Here is a 15,113-nt window from a genome sequence, read left to right on the forward strand (position 1 = left end):
CTCAGAACAATCGGAAAGTCGTCTTTTCCGGAGCCTTCTCGCCAGCGGCCGGATCGCGCACGCCGGGGTCATCCGGCGGGCGGCCGAAGAAGGGATCGGGCCTGTGCTCGCCATTCGCAGCCTCTTCCTTTTCCGCCTTGACCGGAGGCTTGTCGGCGATCGGCTCCGGCGCCTTGCGCTCGGCGACCTTGATCGGACGCGGCTCCTCGCGCTCGGCCTCCAGGATCACGGGTGCCTCGCTGCGCCGGGCTGCGGGTGCGGGCTCGTGCACATGCGCCTCCACCACGGCGGGCAGGCTGCGGATCGCCTCGTCGGCGTTCGACTGGTCGTGGTCGACCGTGGCCGAAAGCGTATGCGGTGGCGCCTTCCATTCGAAGGCGTCGAGACGGCCACTGACCGGCGAGACGGGCAGCCAGGTCGGCGAGGTCACGCCATCGGCGGTCCAGGCGGGATCGCGCGGGCTCTTCAGCGCCTGCGCCATCCAGTGACGGATGCGCCCCTCGTCGCCGGTGTCGGCCTCTTCGATGTCGGCAAGCAACAGGAAGATGCTCTCGGTCGGGTCGAGCCGGGCGGCGGCTTCCGCCTTGGTGCGGGCCAGAAGCAGCTCGCGCGCTTCGAGTGCTGCCTCGGCGACGGCGGCCATCGCCACGGCATTGTTGGGCTTCAAGGCTTCGAGCTTGCGTGCCCGTTTCAACCGGTCGACGGCAGTGTCGCCGCCGCGGGCGCGCACGTAGAGCCGTGCCACGTCCGGATGCGGCTCGTGCTTCCAGTTCTTTTCGAGGATCGCGGTGCCCTTGCGCAGGTTGTCCTCGCGAAACAGCGCCTTGGCGGCCGTCAGCGCCGCCGGCACCAGATGTTCGTCGAGCTTCAGCGCGGCAAGCGCGTCGTCGCGCGCCGCCTTCATGTCGCCGTCGAGCTTGCTGATGGCCCGGGCGGTCAAGAGCACTGCCTTCTTGCGGTCGGCTTCCTTGCGGTCGAGCACATGGGCGACACGGCTCTGGTCGAGCAGGCGCAGCGCATCGTCCCACTGTCCGGCCTGGCTCTGGCTGTCGAGGGTCGCAAGTGCTGCCCAGGGCAGGTGCGGCGACTTTTCGGCAGCGCGCTCGGCATATTGCCGGGCGGCCTCATGGGCGCCGAGGCGCTTGGCTTCTAGATAGAGGCCGCGGAGCCCGAGTTCGCGCGTCTCCGGATCGTCGGCCATCAGCTCGAACTTGCGGCGGGCATCGTCGTACTTGCCTTCGATCAGCGCGGTCTGTGCTTCGAGCAGGTGGATCAGCGGTTCCTGGTCGGCGCTGATCAGGCCACGGGTGCGGGCAGTCATCTTGCGGGCAAGATTGGCGTCACCGGCGCCGGCGGCGATCAGGCCGGTCGACAGTGCCTGGTAGCCGCGGTCGCGCTTGCGGGCTCGGAAATAGCGGGTGACCGTGTGCGGCGAGAGCCAGATGGTGCGCACCAGCCAGACGACGATCAGCACCGCGGCAATCAGCGAGATCAGCAGCGATGCGGCGCGCATCAGGCTCATCTCGATCAGCTGGCCCTGCCAGACGACCGAGAGTTCACCCGGCCGGTCGGCGAGCCAGGCGAAGCCGAGGCCGAGACCAAGCACGATCAGGATGAAAATCAGAATGCGGATCATATCTGGTTCCCTCAGCCTTCCGTGCCTGGTTTAGCCATCGTCGCAGCGACGGCGGCATCGATCGCGGCTTCGACCCGCAGACGCTGGTCGAGCTTGGCCTTGTAGGCCTCGCCCACAGGCTTGGCCGCGTCCGGCAGCCCATCCCATTCCAAAGCGGCGCCCTTGAGATCGCCATTGTTCAGCTTGTCCTCGATCCGGGCGATGACGGCTTCGGGCGTTTCGCCCTCGACGCTGCCGACGGGACGCACGCGGATGCCGGACATGGCGCTGGACACCAGCCGGTCGAAGATGCCCTCGTTGGGATCGGGCTGGTTGAGAGCGTCGAGCATGGAGTCGGCGGTTTTCGGGAATTCGCGGCGCAGATCCGTGCGGGTCGGCACGCCGACCTGGGCATCCTGGGCGAGCGCCGCGACGGCCTGTTCGTCCGGCGCGATGCTGCGCAGCGCGTCGAGTTCGGCGAGGAAGGGCCCGCCGCGATCGATCGCCGACTTCAGTGCGGTGACCGCAACGGCCTTCGCCATCTGGATATCGTTGACCGGCTCGTTGAGCTTCTGCTCGGCGGTCTCGATGCGGCTCGTCAGTTCCGCCTTCTCGGCGGTTGCTGCCTGCTGCGCGTCGGCGAGCGCCGTCTTCAGGCCGGCGAGCTCCTTGGTGAGATTATCGACCTCCGCCTTCAGCGTCTCGACCGCGGCGCTGGGTGCGCCGTTTGTGGCCGGCTGGGAGGCGGACTGCTCGAGCGCGGCGATACGACCTTCGAGCGCGGTGTTGTCGACGACGGCTGCGGGCGTGGGCAGCGCCGCGATCTGGTCGCGCAGGGCCTGCAGCTCGCCGGAAATGTTCTGCTCGACGCCGCGGGTCGGCCCGAGCCCGGGGACGATGCCGGCATATTGCAGGCCGCCGAAGCCAAGCAGCGTCACGAGACCGCCGACGATGCCGGCGGCGAGCGCTCCAGAATTGGAGACCGGTTTAGGCCGTGGCGTCGGTTCCGGGTCACGCGTCACGACGTGCGGCGGCTCTTCGGCAAAGGCGGCCGCAGCCGCGTCGGCGGCAGCATCGGCGCGCTGCTCCTCGATTTCTTCGTCCAGGCGGGATCCGGCGGCGCTGTTGTCGCTGCTGTCCGTTACCGGTTCATCCGTCTCGGTCTTGTTCGATGCGCTTTCGGTCGCAGTGTCTGCCAGCGTCTCGCCGGTTGCTTCCGGGCCGGCCGGTTCCGCAACGGTTTTCTCCGCTTCGAGGTCGATCGTCAGCGGTTCCTTCTCGGACTTCGAGCGGCGCGGCGGGTTTTCCGATACCATGGTGACCTCTTACCGTTGGTGCCTGTCGGCTCTTCCTTCAAACCTAGTCAGCCGGAACGGTGAGGGAAAGCCCCTCCGTTCCGTTTTTGGATGAATTCGATGTTAGAGAAGACTGAAAAGGCTGTCTTCATCGGGCTTTGCGGCAGTCTCCGCCACGACGTTACCCGGCAGCGCCTCGGCCACCACGGGGCTGAGGCAGAGGTAGCGCGGCGCAAAGGAAGCGGCATCGACGCCGGCTTCGGAAAGCAGGCGAACGAACTGTCGCGCGGTCTCCCGCGAGTATAAAAGCACGGTGTCGGGACGGTTGCTTCGCCGCAGATCTTCGATCGCGGCGCGCGGATGGGCGATCGGCTCCATGCGGTAGCACTCGACCGTCCGGTGCTCGATGCCGTCTTGCCTCAGGCCCATTTCCAGCCCTTCGGAGCGCGGCGTTCCTGCGAGATAGAGCAGGGGAAGCGGTGGCAGCGTGTCGATGGTCGCGCCGATCAGTTCCGCCAGGGACTGGCCGGTTCCCTCCGCTATGCGCAGATCGGTGAAACCGAGCCCGGCTGCCGCCTGCGCCGTCGCAGCGCCGACGCAGAAGCACGGGGTCGCCAGATGTTGTGACAGGTCTGCGCCGGACGAGACGAGTACCCGGATCGCTTCGGCGCTGGTGAGCACGATCGCCGCATGCGGCACTTCAAGCGCGGTGACGGCAGCTGCAGCAAGATGGGTCGCCTGCATCAAGGGCAGCAGGATCGGCTGGTGGCCGGCGGCCTCCAGCCGGCGTACCGTCGCCTCGGCGGCCGGAAGCGGCCGGGTGACGAGCACGCGCATGGCTTCAGGTCCAGCTTGCAAAGAAGCCGGGGCCGGCCTTGGTGCGGATCTCTTCGCCGGCCTTTTGCCCAAGCGCTTCGGCGTCGGTGGCCTTGCCCTCGATCGTGACCCGGTGATGTGTCTGGCCGTCGGGCGTGAGGATCATGCCGGAGAAGCTCAGATGGCTGCCGTCCGAGGTGGCGAGACCGGCGATCGGCGTGCGGCAGGAGCCGTCGAGCGTTGCCAGGAAGCCACGCTCGCAAGCGACGGCCTCATGGGTGCGGGCATCGTCGATGGCTGCGAGCAGGTCGTTGATGCGGCTGTCGCCGATGCGGCTCTCGATGCAGATCGCGCCTTGCGCCGGAGCCGGCGGGAATTGCTGGGGGTCGAGCAGTTCGGTCGGAACGTCGGTCATGCCGAGCCGCTTGAGGCCTGCATAGGCAAGCAGCGTCGCATCGACCTGGCCCTCTGCGAGTTTCCGCAGCCGCGTCTCCACCTGGCCGCGATAGGTGATGACATTGATATCCGGACGCAGCCGGCGGATCAGCGCCTGGCGTCGCAGCGACGAGGAGCCGACGGTCACGCCCTGCGGCAACTCCATCAGTTTTTTTGCCGTCCGGCCGATGAAGGCATCGCGAATGTCCTCACGCGGCAGGAAGGCGGAAAGACAGAGCCCGTCAGGCAGTTTCGTCGGCATGTCCTTGGACGAATGCACGGCGAAATCGAGTTCGCCCGAAAGCAATTGCTGCTCGATCTCCTCGGTGAACAGACCCTTGCCGCCGATCTCGGCGAGCGAGCGGTCGATGATCCGGTCGCCCTTGGTCGAGAGGATGACGACCTCGAACATTTCCGGCGAAAGACCATGCGCCGCAGCGAGGCGATCGCGCGTTTCATGGGCTTGAGCGAGCGCCAGCGGGCTGCCGCGCGTGCCGATCCGGAAAGGTTTTGTTTGCATCAAAGGCTATCCATTGTTACCGGAGTTCCGTGTACCCACCTTTCGGTGCGACCGCAATCTTTGAGTAAACCCTGATGTCTCCGCCCCTGCGCATCCTCGGCATAGAAACAAGCTGCGACGAAACCGCCGCTTCCGTCATTTTGCGCGATTCCGACGGCAAGGGCCATATCCTCGGCGACGTGGTCTTAAGCCAGCTGGAAGAGCACAGCGCCTATGGCGGCGTGGTTCCGGAGATCGCGGCGCGCGCTCATGTGGAGGCGCTCGATACGCTGATCGAGGAAGCGCTGCTCAGGGCCGGCGTTACCCTTTCCGATATCGACGCCATTGCTGCGACAAGTGGTCCCGGTCTGATCGGCGGCCTGATCGTCGGGCTGATGACCGGCAAGGCAATCGCGCGGGCAACCGGCAAGCCGCTCTATGCTGTCAACCATCTCGAGGGCCATGCGCTGACGGCGCGGCTGACCGATGGGCTCTCCTTCCCCTATCTGATGCTGCTCGTCTCCGGCGGCCATACGCAGCTGATCCTCGTCAAAGGTGTCGGCGACTACGAACGCTGGGGCACGACGATCGACGATGCACTCGGCGAGGCCTTCGACAAGACGGCCAAGCTGCTCGGCCTTCCCTACCCGGGTGGTCCGGCGGTGGAGCGGGCAGCGCTTGCGGGCGATCCGCAGCGTTTCGATTTTCCGCGCCCGCTCGTTGGCGATGCCAGGCTCGACTTCTCCTTCTCGGGATTGAAGACGGCAGTGCGCCAGGCGGCGCAATCGCTGGAGCCGGTCACGGAGCAGGACATCGCCGATATCTGCGCCTCCTTCCAGCGGGCGATCTCGCGCACGCTCAAGGATCGCGTCGGTCGCGGCCTGAAGCGCTTCAAGGCGGAACATGGCGGTGTTGCGCACCCGGCACTGGTGGTGGCCGGCGGCGTTGCCGCCAACCAGGTGCTGCGGGCGACACTGCAGGAACTCTGTGGCAAGAACGGCTTCGAGTTCATCGCGCCGCCGCTTTCTCTCTGCACTGACAACGCTGCGATGATCGCCTGGGCCGGTGCCGAACGGCTGGCGGCAGGCATGGCAGCCGACGGCCTTGATGTCGCGCCGCGCTCGCGCTGGCCGCTCGACGCCCAGGCGCAGGCGCTGCTCGGTTCCGGCAAGCGCGGCGCCAAGGCGTGACAAGATTTAGAGCATACGGATAGAGCATGAACGACATTTCCAAGAACGGGCCGAAGATCGTCGTGGTCGGCGCTGGCGCCTTCGGCACCGCGCTCGCCGCGGTTGCCGCCTCGGCTGAAGGCAGCAACGTGACGCTGCTGGCCCGTCGTCCGGAGATTGCCGAAGCCTGCCGCGACACCGGCCGCAATGAGGATGCCCTGCCGGGTATCGATCTGCCGGCGGCGCTGAAGCATACGGCCGATGTCTCCGTGCTCGCGGACGCCGAAGTCGTGCTCTTCGTCATGCCGTCGCAGGCACACCGGGATGCGGCACGGCAGTATGGCCCTCAGATCAACGCTGCAGCCACGATCGTCACCTGTGCCAAGGGCATGGAGCAGGCGACTGGCCGTTTGCTGACAGACGTTCTGGCGGAGGAACTGCCCGGCCGTTCGATCGGCGTGCTCTCCGGTCCCGGTTTTGCCGCTGATATCGCCAAGGGCCTGCCGACCGCGATGGTCATCGCAGCGGCCGATGCCGCAACGGCGACGATGCTGGCCGAGGTGCTCTCGGGCCCGACCTTCCGACTCTACCCCTCGGAGGATCGCATCGGCGTGCAGCTCGGCGGCGCGCTCAAAAACGTGCTGGCGATCGCCTGTGGCATCGTCGAGGGCGCGGGCCTTGGCGATAGCGCTCGTGCGGCGCTGATTTCGCGCGGTCTTGCCGAGATGTCGCGCTTCATTGCTGCGGAGGGCGGCGAGGCCGATACGGTGCGCGGTCTCTCCGGCCTTGGCGATCTCGTGTTGACGGCGACCAGCCATCAGTCGCGCAACCTGCGTTTCGGCATTGCGCTCGGCAAGGATGGCCGGGCCAGCGGACGCAAGGGCGAACTGGTCGAAGGCGCATTCGCCGCATCGGTCGCCGCCCGCGTCGCCCATGATCTTGGCGTCGAAATGCCGATCACCGAAGCGGTGGCGGCGATCATCGACGGCAAGCTCGATGTCCGCACCGCGCTCGAACAGTTGATGACCCGCCCGATCACCCAGGAATGAAGGGAGCGGCGGTCTTCCGCCCGCACCCGCGCCAACGAAAACTCTAGGAGGAAGCATGCTCTTCGCACTTCATTGCACCGACAAGCCGGGCGCGCTGCAGCTTCGGCTCGACACCCGTCCCGATCACGTCGCCTATCTCAACGATCTGAATGCCAAGGGTATCCTGAAGATGGCCGGCCCCTTCCTCGGCGACGACGGCAAGCCAACCGGCAGCCTGGTGCTTGTCAAGGCCGAGACCATCGACGAGGCGCGGGCGATCGCTGAAGCCGATCCCTATGCCAAGGCCGGGCTCTTTTCCAATGTCGAGATCAAGGCCTTCAACTGGGTCTTCAACAATCCGGAGGCGTGAGACCAAGATGGCGCATTGGCTCTACAAATCCGAACCGTTCAAGTGGTCCTGGCAGATGCAGAAGGACGCGGGCGCCAAGGGCACCGAATGGACCGGCGTGCGCAACTATCAGGCGCGCAACAACATGCGGGCGATGCAGATCGGCGACAAAGGCTTCTTCTACCACTCGAATGAGGGGCTGGAGATCGTCGGCATCTCCGAGGTCTGCGCGCTGTCGCATCCGGATTCGACCGCCGAGGGCGACGCCCGCTGGGACTGCGTCGATATCCGCGCCGTGATGGACATGCCGCGGCCGGTGACGCTGAAGGAGATCAAGGACAATCCGAAGCTCGCCAAGATGTCGCTCGTCACCTCCATGCGCCTGTCTGTGCAGCCGGTGACCGAGGACGAGTGGATCGAGGTCTGCCGCATGGGCGGGCTGGACAATCCGCCGCGCTAGTCCTGTTTTCCGCCTGTCCGGGACGCTCGGGCAGGCGCGGAGAGTTTTGTGAAGACCGATCCGGAAAGCTTCATCCTCGAAAACACCGATGTGCTCACGCCGCCGCATGTGCCGGAGATCCGCCTGCACCTGGCGACGGAAGCGCATGAACTCTGGCTGAAGACCGAGGAAGAGTTGCAGGAGATCGGCCTGCCGCCGCCGTTCTGGGCCTTTGCCTGGGCCGGCGGGCAGGGGCTCGCCCGCTACATCCTCGATCATCCCGAGGTCGTGCGCGGCCGCCGTGTGGTCGACTTTGCCTCCGGTTCGGGGCTGGTGGCGATCGCGGCGATGAAGGCGGGCGCAGCATCGGTGCTCGCCGCCGATATCGACCCCTGGGCGGAAACGGCCGTCCGGCTCAATGCCGCACTCAACGACGTCACGCTTTCCTATACCGGCGACGATATCACCGGCCGCGACCTTGAAGCCGAGGTCTATCTCGCCGGAGACGTCTTCTACGACAATGCGTTTGCCGACCGGTTGAAACCGTGGTTCTCGGGACTTGCCGCAGGCGGCGCCTCCGTGATCGTCGGCGATCCCGGACGTTCCTACTGTCCGCGCGAAATGATGACGTCGCTTGCCACCTACGAGGTTCCCGTCACCCGGGCGCTGGAGGACAGCGAGGTGAAGCGCACCACCGTCTGGCGCTTCGGCACAGGCGTACACGATTAATCGTGCCCGCATCTCCGACGATACACCCGATCATCGAAGCCGCTGACCTGACAGCCTGACAAGGCCCGTCGCCGCGATTACCGGCGGATGACGCAGACGCCGTGTTCGTAGGTGCAGGAGCTGTTCATGGTCTGTGGCGTGACGTCGATGATCTTGCCGCGTCTCGCCTCGGGCTGAGGCGCAAAGTCTGCCTCATCCGCATAGCCGTAGTCGCCTTCCTGGCTGAAATAGATGCCGTTGCCGACGTCGACATAGGCCGAAATGCCGCCGACATAGGTGCCGATACCAGGAATGACGTCCGGATATTCGTCTCCGCCATAATAGTTCGGGCGATAATCGCGGCCCTGGTTGTTCGATGTCCAGATCTCCCGTCCGGCCTGATCGCGCATCCATCCGCCGCCATTGCCCCAACGCTCCGGATAGGCCCGATATTGCGGCAAGGGGACATGGCGGGTGCGGGTCGAGACCTGCGGCGGCACGTCATAGATGCCAGGGCGACCGTCGTGCCTGCGGGCGTCGGACGTCCAGTAGTCGCGGCCGGCTCCGTCGCGCACCCAACCGCCACGCTGCTCCGACCGTCCGAGGTAGGGGCGGTAGCGCGGCAGGCGAACGTGCCGGGTGCGCGTGTTCACTTCCGGCGGCCCACCGTTGGACGCCCAGTCGCGGCGCGGTCCGCGATGGCGGTCCCGGTCGTTGCGATAACCGGTGCGATCGAAATCGTGACGAGGATAGGGACGATCGGCGTTCAGCCTGACATGGCGCGTTCGCGTCTGCACCTCCGGCAGTCCGCCCCGGTCTCGGGCTTCCATCGGAATGCAGCTGGTGGCGATGACCAGGCCGGCAAGCGCTAGAACTTTGGTCGCATGGATTGCCCTGAACAGAATCATTCTGCCCGCCCTCCGGGTGGCGCTTAACAAATCGTTAAGGGCACTCTGGGCCACATCGGCGGGAAAGTCACGGAATTGCTTGGCTTTTTGTCGCTATCGTTAACGCGCGCTCATGTCTCCGGCTGGCAGGAAAATGGCGCAATTCGTCTAATCGATTAAATTGATTTTGCACCGCAAACACACTTGTCGTTAAGCTTTATGGTGATTAAAGGTCCGAATGACTGAATTGCGCACAATCAGGTGCGATACCGGACTAAAATCGTCCAGTTTTTTGGGCGGAAATCCGGGCATTCCGTGAGGTTCCGATGACGAATGTCACAAGAAGCCGGCCACTCTCGCCGCATCTTCAAATCTATAAACCTATCCCGACAATGGTGATGTCCATTGTGCACCGCATCACAGGTGGCGCGCTCTACTTCGGGACTATCCTCGTTGCCTGGTGGCTGATCGCCGCCGCGTCGGGCGCTGCCTATTACGACTGGGTCAGCTGGCTGTTCGGTACGCTGATCGGCAAGCTGGTGCTGTTCGGCTATACCTGGGCATTGGTGCACCACATGCTCGGTGGCTTGCGCCACTTCGCCTGGGATCTCGGCTACGGCTACGAGAAGCACTTCGCCACCAAGATGGCCAAGGCAACGATCATCGGTTCGGTGGCGCTGACGCTGCTGATCTGGGTGGTCGGCTATCTCGTTCGCTGACTGAGGGGAGAATACTCATGGATATGCGCACTCCTCTCGGCAAGGTTCGCGGTCTTGGCTCGGCCAAGGAAGGCACGGATCATTTCTGGCGCCAGCGCCTGACAGCCGTCGCCAACGTTCCGCTGTTGATCTTCTTCGTCATCTTCCTCGTTCGCTACGCAGGCGCCCCTTACGCGGATGTCCTTGCCGCGCTGGCGAACCCCTTCGTCGCCGTCGTCATGGCGCTCGTCGTGCTCTCGGGTCTCGTTCACATGCGGCTCGGCATGCAGGTGATCATCGAAGACTACGTGCATGGCGAAGGCATGAAGATCGTGCTTCTCATGCTCAATACATTTTTCACGATCGCGGTTGGCGGGCTCTGTCTCTTCGCCATCCTGAAGATCGCTTTTGCAGGGTAATTTCGCCATGGCATCGAACAGTTCACCCGCTGCAAACGGCAAGGCCTATCAATATGTCGATCACGCCTTCGACGTCGTCGTCGTCGGCGCCGGCGGCGCGGGCTTGCGCGCGACCCTCGGCATGGCCGAGCAGGGTCTGAAGACCGCCTGCATCACCAAGGTCTTCCCGACCCGCTCGCACACGGTTGCCGCCCAAGGCGGTATTGCCGCCTCGCTGCAGAACATGACGCCGGACAGCTGGCAGTGGCACCTCTACGACACCGTCAAGGGTTCCGACTGGCTCGGCGACGTCGACGCCATGCAGTATCTCGCCATGGAAGCGCCGAAGGCGGTCTATGAGCTCGAGCACTATGGCGTGCCGTTCTCGCGCAACGCCGAAGGCAAGATCTACCAGCGGCCGTTCGGCGGCCACATGCAGAACTACGGCGAAGGCCCGCCGGTACAGCGCACCTGCGCTGCCGCGGACCGTACCGGCCACGCCATCCTGCACACGCTCTATGGTCAGTCCCTGCGCAACAACGCCGAGTTCTTCATCGAGTATTTCGCGCTCGACCTGATCATGTCGGATGACGGCCGCTGCACGGGTGTCGTCGCCTGGAACCTCGACGACGGCACGATCCATCGCTTCTCCGCCAAGATGGTGGTGCTGGCGACCGGCGGTTACGGCCGCGCCTACTTCTCGGCCACTTCGGCGCACACCTGCACCGGCGACGGCGGCGGCATGATCGCACGTGCCGGCCTGCCGCTGCAGGACATGGAGTTCGTCCAGTTCCACCCGACCGGTATCTACGGCGCGGGCTGCCTGATCACCGAAGGCGCACGCGGCGAAGGCGGCTATCTCGTCAACTCTGAAGGCGAGCGCTTCATGGAGCGCTATGCGCCGTCCGCCAAGGATCTTGCCTCGCGCGACGTCGTCTCGCGCTGCATGACGATGGAAATCCGTGAAGGCCGCGGCGTCGGCAAGAACAAGGACCACATCTTCCTGCACCTGGATCACCTCGATCCGGCCGTCCTGCACGAGCGCCTGCCTGGTATTTCGGAATCGGCGAAGATCTTTGCCGGCGTCGACGTGACGCGCGAACCGATCCCGGTTCTGCCGACCGTGCACTACAACATGGGCGGCGTGCCGACCAACTACTGGGGCGAAGTGCTCAACGCCGACGCCCAGAACCCGGAGCGCATCGCGCCCGGCCTGATGGCCGTCGGCGAAGCCGGCTGCGCCTCGGTGCACGGTGCCAACCGCCTCGGCTCCAACTCGCTGATCGACCTCGTGGTCTTCGGTCGCGCCGCCGCCATCCGCGCCGGCCAGGTCATCGACCGCAACGAGACCGTGCCGGAACTCAACAAGGCCGCCTGCGACCGGATCATGGACCGCTTCGACCGCCTGCGGAATGCCAATGGCTCGACGCCGACGGCGGTGCTGCGCGAGAAGATGCAGCGCGCCATGCAGGAAGACGCGGCCGTGTTCCGCACCCAGGAATCGCTGGAATCGGGCTGCAAGCGCATCTCGGCGATCTGGAAGGAACTGCCCGACATCAAGGTCACCGACCGCTCGATGATCTGGAACTCCGACCTCGTCGAGACGCTTGAACTCGAAAACCTCATGGCCAACGCCATCACGACGATCTACGGCGCCGAAGCGCGCAAGGAGAGCCGTGGTTCGCACGCCCGCGAGGACTTCACGGAGGGTCCGCTCGGCGGCCGCGACGACGTCAACTGGCGCAAGCACACGCTCGCCTGGGTCAACGAGGCCGGCGACGTCAAGCTCGACTACCGCCCCGTCCATACCGACCTGATCGCCGACGGCATCGATCCCAAGAAGATCGAGCCGAAGGCCCGCGTCTATTGATCTTGAGGAACAAGCCACATGGTTGAACTCGCTCTCCCCAAGAACTCGCAGATGACGGAAGGCAAGGTCTGGCCGAAGCCTGCCGGCGCGACCAATCTCCGCGAATACCGCATCTACCGCTGGAACCCGGATGACGGCGCCAATCCGCGAATCGATACCTTCTATATCGATGTCGACGATTGCGGCCCGATGGTGCTCGACGGTCTGCTCTACATCAAGAACAAGATCGACCCGACGCTGACCTTGCGCCGCTCCTGCCGCGAAGGCATCTGCGGCTCCTGCGCCATGAACATCGACGGCACCAACACGCTCGCCTGCACCAAGGGCATGGACGAGGTGAAGGGCGCGGTGAAGGTCTATCCGCTGCCGCACATGCCGGTTGTGAAGGACCTGGTTCCCGACCTCACCAACTTCTACGCCCAGCACCGCTCGATCGAGCCCTGGCTGAAGACGGTATCGCCGACTCCGGCCAAGGAATGGAAGCAGAGCCACGAGGACCGCCTCAAGCTCGACGGCCTCTACGAGTGCATTCTGTGCGCCTGCTGCTCGACCTCCTGTCCGAGCTATTGGTGGAACGGCGACCGTTACCTCGGTCCGGCGGTTCTGCTGCAGGCCTATCGCTGGCTGATCGATAGCCGCGACGAAGCGACCGGCGAACGTCTCGACAACCTCGAGGATCCCTTCCGCCTCTATCGTTGCCACACGATCATGAACTGCGCCCAGGCCTGTCCGAAGGGCCTAAACCCGGCCAAGGCGATCGGCGAGATCAAGAAGATGCTGGTCGAGCGCCGCGTCTGACCGGTCGGACCGGAGATGAGCTTTTGGAAACGGCGGGCCATGGCTCGCCGTTTTCTGTTTTGCCCCTCTCCAGGACGGCGGACAATTCGTGATTGTGCCGGTGCGGGAGAGGCGGGTTGCCGGTCGGAGGCGAGGATACCTGGCGAGGCCGTGGCCGCGCGATCCGGCCGTTAGGACGTTTCAATCCTGCAACAGGTCGCCAGGAATCGTCGTCCCTTGATTTGTCAGGTGGATTTGCTGTATTTCGGCCTATATTATCGCGTTGCATCATGGTTCGCGGACACGAACAGGAGTAGGGATATGCGGGTAATTCATGCGGCGGCGGGGCTGGCGGTTGTGCTTGCGCTGACCGGATGCCAACGGACGTCGATGGGCGGTTTCAGCTCCCAGGACGCCTCGCCCGCTCCCATCCAGGCAGCACCGGTTCCGTCGGTTTCGTCGAACCAGCTTCCGGCGCCGACCGGAAACACCTCACAATTCCCGGCTGCACCGACGAGCGGCACGGCGATGCCCGGTACGGTTCAGCAGCCCGGCACGCAGGTCGCTGCGGCGGCGGGCGGCGGACTTGACGTCACCAAGGAATCGATGGTCGGCAACTGGCGTGTTTCGAGTGCCGGCAGCTCCTGCGACATGTTCCTGACGCTCACCAATCTCGGCTCCGGCTCGCGCGGCGGCACCCGCGGCTGCGCCGGCGAACTGACGACCATGGGCTCCTGGGAAGTGGCCGGCAAGCAGGTGGTCCTCAAAGACCGCAACGGCAATGCCATCGCTCGCCTCTACAAGACGGCCGACGCCCGTTTCGACGGCTCGACCAATGGCGGCCAGCCGGTCAGCCTCAGCCGCTGATGCCTCTCCAGCCCGGTCTCGTGCCGGGCTTTTGTTTTCCGTCCCATCTCGGGTGAGACGTGCTCAATCCTGACGACAGCATTTACCGCAAGCTCGAAGCGCTCGTCGCGAGCGGCGAGCGCAAGCGTGACCCCGCGCAGTTTACGATCGCCCGGCGGTTCGATCATCTCTCGGCCGAGCTGCTCGCCAGCCGCCCGTCGCGCAAGACCAATGCGCTCGGCTGGCTGTTTGCCTCGCGCAAGAAGGACCATCCGCCGGTCAAGGGTCTCTACATCCACGGCGGCGTCGGGCGCGGCAAGACCATGCTGATGGACATGTTCTTCGACGCGGTCCCGATCCAGCGCAAGCGCCGGGCGCATTTCCACGAGTTCATGGCCGATGTGCACGAGCGCATCTACAAGCACCGGCAGAAGCTGAAGAACGGCGAGACCAAGCAGGCCGACCCGATCCCGCCCGTCGCCTCCGAGCTATTCGGTGAAGCGCGGCTGCTCTGCTTCGACGAATTCACCGTGACCGATATCGCCGATGCGATGATCCTCGGCCGCCTGTTCGGCGAACTCTTCGCCAAGGGCTGCGTGCTGGTCGCGACCTCGAACGTCGCGCCCGACGATCTCTATCGCGACGGCCTCAACCGCGGCTTGTTCCTGCCCTTCATCGATCTCCTGAAGGCGAATGCCGAGGTCATCTCGCTGGATACGGACACCGATTACCGGCTGACGAAGACCGATGGCAGTCCGGTGTGGCTCTCGCCGCTCGGGCCCGAGGCAGATGCGGCGATGGCGCGCGCTTGGGCCCAGGAAACCCGTAACGAGGCCGCTGTCCCGACGGAAGTGCCGCGCAAGGGGCGCAAGATCCCCGTGCCGGCTGCGTCCGGCAATAGTGCCCGCTTCAAATTTGCCGACCTCTGCCAGCAACCGCTTGGGGCTGCGGACTATCTGGCGATCCTCGAGCGCTATTCGACGATCTTCGTCGACCATGTGCCGCATCTCGGTCCGCACATGCGCAACGAGACCAAGCGGTTCATCCTCCTGGTCGACACGCTCTACGACAACGGTGCCCGGCTCTTTGCCTCGGCCGCGGCGCAGCCGCAGGATCTGCTGACCCAGAAGAAGGGCACGGAGGGCTTCGAGTTCGATCGCACGGTTTCGCGGCTGATCGAAATGCAAAGCGAGGAATATGCCGCCTCGCACCCCGCCAATATTGCTATTTCGTGACGTGATCGTGGCGAAAATTCTTACGTTTACGTAAGAATTTTATGATCTA

16 protein-coding genes are annotated in these 15,113 nt (G+C 64.9%); 11 read left to right on the forward strand and 5 right to left on the reverse strand.

The features are described 5' to 3' along the window. Position 1: 1 nt before the first annotated feature. The 4 genes from JVX98_RS23660 to hemC form a co-directional block, all read right to left on the reverse strand. Positions 2-1,636 (reverse strand): heme biosynthesis protein HemY, encoded by a 1,635-nt coding sequence (locus JVX98_RS23660; RefSeq protein ID WP_205237577.1) that lies wholly within the window; start codon positions 1,634-1,636, stop codon positions 2-4. A gap of 11 nt (positions 1,637-1,647) precedes the next feature. Next, the gene (locus JVX98_RS23665) at positions 1,648-2,931 is read right to left on the reverse strand and encodes a mitofilin family membrane protein (RefSeq protein ID WP_205237578.1); all 1,284 of its coding nucleotides are present in this window, start codon (positions 2,929-2,931) and stop codon (positions 1,648-1,650) included. A gap of 102 nt (positions 2,932-3,033) precedes the next feature. After that, complete coding sequence (locus tag JVX98_RS23670; protein ID WP_205237579.1) at positions 3,034-3,747, reverse strand: uroporphyrinogen-III synthase; 714 nt, start codon at positions 3,745-3,747, stop codon at positions 3,034-3,036. A 4-nt stretch (positions 3,748-3,751) separates the two neighbouring features. Beyond that, positions 3,752-4,681, reverse strand: coding sequence for a hydroxymethylbilane synthase (gene hemC / locus JVX98_RS23675; protein ID WP_205237580.1), 930 nt, complete (start codon positions 4,679-4,681; stop codon positions 3,752-3,754). A 74-nt stretch (positions 4,682-4,755) separates the two neighbouring features. Here hemC and tsaD point away from each other — a divergent pair, with 74 nt between their 5' ends. Genes tsaD through JVX98_RS23700 form a run of 5 tightly spaced genes read left to right on the forward strand, consistent with a single transcriptional unit; the run spans position 4,756 to position 8,374 of the window. Further along, complete coding sequence (tsaD, locus tag JVX98_RS23680) at positions 4,756-5,850, forward strand: tRNA (adenosine(37)-N6)-threonylcarbamoyltransferase complex transferase subunit TsaD (RefSeq protein ID WP_192450980.1); 1,095 nt, start codon at positions 4,756-4,758, stop codon at positions 5,848-5,850. A 26-nt stretch (positions 5,851-5,876) separates the two neighbouring features. Beyond that, entirely contained in the window at positions 5,877-6,878 is a 1,002-nt protein-coding gene (locus JVX98_RS23685; protein WP_192450979.1) for an NAD(P)H-dependent glycerol-3-phosphate dehydrogenase, read from the forward strand. Between the two features lie 55 nt (positions 6,879-6,933). After that, a complete protein-coding gene (locus tag JVX98_RS23690; protein WP_034802587.1) occupies positions 6,934-7,227 on the forward strand; it encodes a YciI-like protein in 294 nt (97 codons plus the stop codon). 7 nt (positions 7,228-7,234) lie between these two features. Then, positions 7,235-7,666, forward strand: coding sequence for an EVE domain-containing protein (locus tag JVX98_RS23695; protein ID WP_192450978.1), 432 nt, complete (start codon positions 7,235-7,237; stop codon positions 7,664-7,666). A gap of 48 nt (positions 7,667-7,714) precedes the next feature. Further along, on the forward strand, positions 7,715-8,374 hold the full coding sequence (locus JVX98_RS23700) for a methyltransferase (RefSeq protein ID WP_205237581.1): 660 nt from the start codon (positions 7,715-7,717) through the stop codon (positions 8,372-8,374). Positions 8,375-8,451: 77 nt separating this feature from the next. On the opposite strand, the gene JVX98_RS23705 is transcribed toward JVX98_RS23700, so the two are convergent. Beyond that, positions 8,452-9,261 (reverse strand): hypothetical protein, encoded by an 810-nt coding sequence (locus JVX98_RS23705; RefSeq protein ID WP_205237582.1) that lies wholly within the window; start codon positions 9,259-9,261, stop codon positions 8,452-8,454. A gap of 305 nt (positions 9,262-9,566) precedes the next feature. On the opposite strand from JVX98_RS23705, the gene sdhC reads away from it, so the two are divergent. From sdhC to zapE, 6 genes are all read left to right on the forward strand, one after another. Continuing rightward, positions 9,567-9,959 (forward strand): succinate dehydrogenase, cytochrome b556 subunit, encoded by a 393-nt coding sequence (gene sdhC / locus JVX98_RS23710; RefSeq protein WP_034802580.1) that lies wholly within the window; start codon positions 9,567-9,569, stop codon positions 9,957-9,959. Between the two features lie 17 nt (positions 9,960-9,976). Beyond that, positions 9,977-10,357: a succinate dehydrogenase, hydrophobic membrane anchor protein gene (gene sdhD / locus JVX98_RS23715; protein WP_043613972.1), complete on the forward strand. Its 381-nt coding sequence runs from the start codon at positions 9,977-9,979 to the stop codon at positions 10,355-10,357. 7 nt (positions 10,358-10,364) lie between these two features. After that, a complete protein-coding gene (gene sdhA, locus JVX98_RS23720) occupies positions 10,365-12,206 on the forward strand; it encodes a succinate dehydrogenase flavoprotein subunit (protein WP_205237583.1) in 1,842 nt (613 codons plus the stop codon). Positions 12,207-12,224: 18 nt separating this feature from the next. Next, positions 12,225-13,004: a succinate dehydrogenase iron-sulfur subunit gene (locus tag JVX98_RS23725; RefSeq protein WP_205237584.1), complete on the forward strand. Its 780-nt coding sequence runs from the start codon at positions 12,225-12,227 to the stop codon at positions 13,002-13,004. Positions 13,005-13,304: 300 nt separating this feature from the next. Then, on the forward strand, positions 13,305-13,850 hold the full coding sequence (locus tag JVX98_RS23730) for a protease inhibitor Inh/omp19 family protein (protein ID WP_043613967.1): 546 nt from the start codon (positions 13,305-13,307) through the stop codon (positions 13,848-13,850). A 59-nt stretch (positions 13,851-13,909) separates the two neighbouring features. Next, on the forward strand, positions 13,910-15,064 hold the full coding sequence (gene zapE / locus JVX98_RS23735; RefSeq protein ID WP_205237585.1) for a cell division protein ZapE: 1,155 nt from the start codon (positions 13,910-13,912) through the stop codon (positions 15,062-15,064). Positions 15,065-15,113: the final 49 nt, after the last annotated feature.

This window comes from Ensifer sp. PDNC004 (genome assembly GCF_016919405.1).
Taxonomy (GTDB): Bacteria; Pseudomonadota; Alphaproteobacteria; order Rhizobiales; family Rhizobiaceae; genus Ensifer.

Excerpts from the sequence above, each read along its gene's own strand:
- JVX98_RS23660 (WP_205237577.1), bottom strand. The coding sequence starts at position 1,636 with ATGATCCGCATTCTGATTTTCATCCTGATCGTGCTTGGTCTCGGCCTC.
- JVX98_RS23665 (WP_205237578.1), bottom strand. The coding sequence starts at position 2,931 with ATGGTATCGGAAAACCCGCCGCGCCGCTCGAAGTCCGAGAAGGAACCG.
- JVX98_RS23670 (WP_205237579.1), bottom strand. The coding sequence starts at position 3,747 with ATGCGCGTGCTCGTCACCCGGCCGCTTCCGGCCGCCGAGGCGACGGTA.
- hemC (WP_205237580.1), bottom strand. The coding sequence starts at position 4,681 with ATGCAAACAAAACCTTTCCGGATCGGCACGCGCGGCAGCCCGCTGGCG.
- tsaD (WP_192450980.1), top strand. The coding sequence starts at position 4,756 with ATGTCTCCGCCCCTGCGCATCCTCGGCATAGAAACAAGCTGCGACGAA.
- JVX98_RS23685 (WP_192450979.1), top strand. The coding sequence starts at position 5,877 with ATGAACGACATTTCCAAGAACGGGCCGAAGATCGTCGTGGTCGGCGCT.
- JVX98_RS23690 (WP_034802587.1), top strand. The coding sequence starts at position 6,934 with ATGCTCTTCGCACTTCATTGCACCGACAAGCCGGGCGCGCTGCAGCTT.
- JVX98_RS23695 (WP_192450978.1), top strand. The coding sequence starts at position 7,235 with ATGGCGCATTGGCTCTACAAATCCGAACCGTTCAAGTGGTCCTGGCAG.
- JVX98_RS23705 (WP_205237582.1), bottom strand. The coding sequence starts at position 9,261 with ATGATTCTGTTCAGGGCAATCCATGCGACCAAAGTTCTAGCGCTTGCC.
- sdhC (WP_034802580.1), top strand. The coding sequence starts at position 9,567 with ATGACGAATGTCACAAGAAGCCGGCCACTCTCGCCGCATCTTCAAATC.
- sdhD (WP_043613972.1), top strand. The coding sequence starts at position 9,977 with ATGGATATGCGCACTCCTCTCGGCAAGGTTCGCGGTCTTGGCTCGGCC.
- sdhA (WP_205237583.1), top strand. The coding sequence starts at position 10,365 with ATGGCATCGAACAGTTCACCCGCTGCAAACGGCAAGGCCTATCAATAT.
- JVX98_RS23725 (WP_205237584.1), top strand. The coding sequence starts at position 12,225 with ATGGTTGAACTCGCTCTCCCCAAGAACTCGCAGATGACGGAAGGCAAG.
- JVX98_RS23730 (WP_043613967.1), top strand. The coding sequence starts at position 13,305 with ATGCGGGTAATTCATGCGGCGGCGGGGCTGGCGGTTGTGCTTGCGCTG.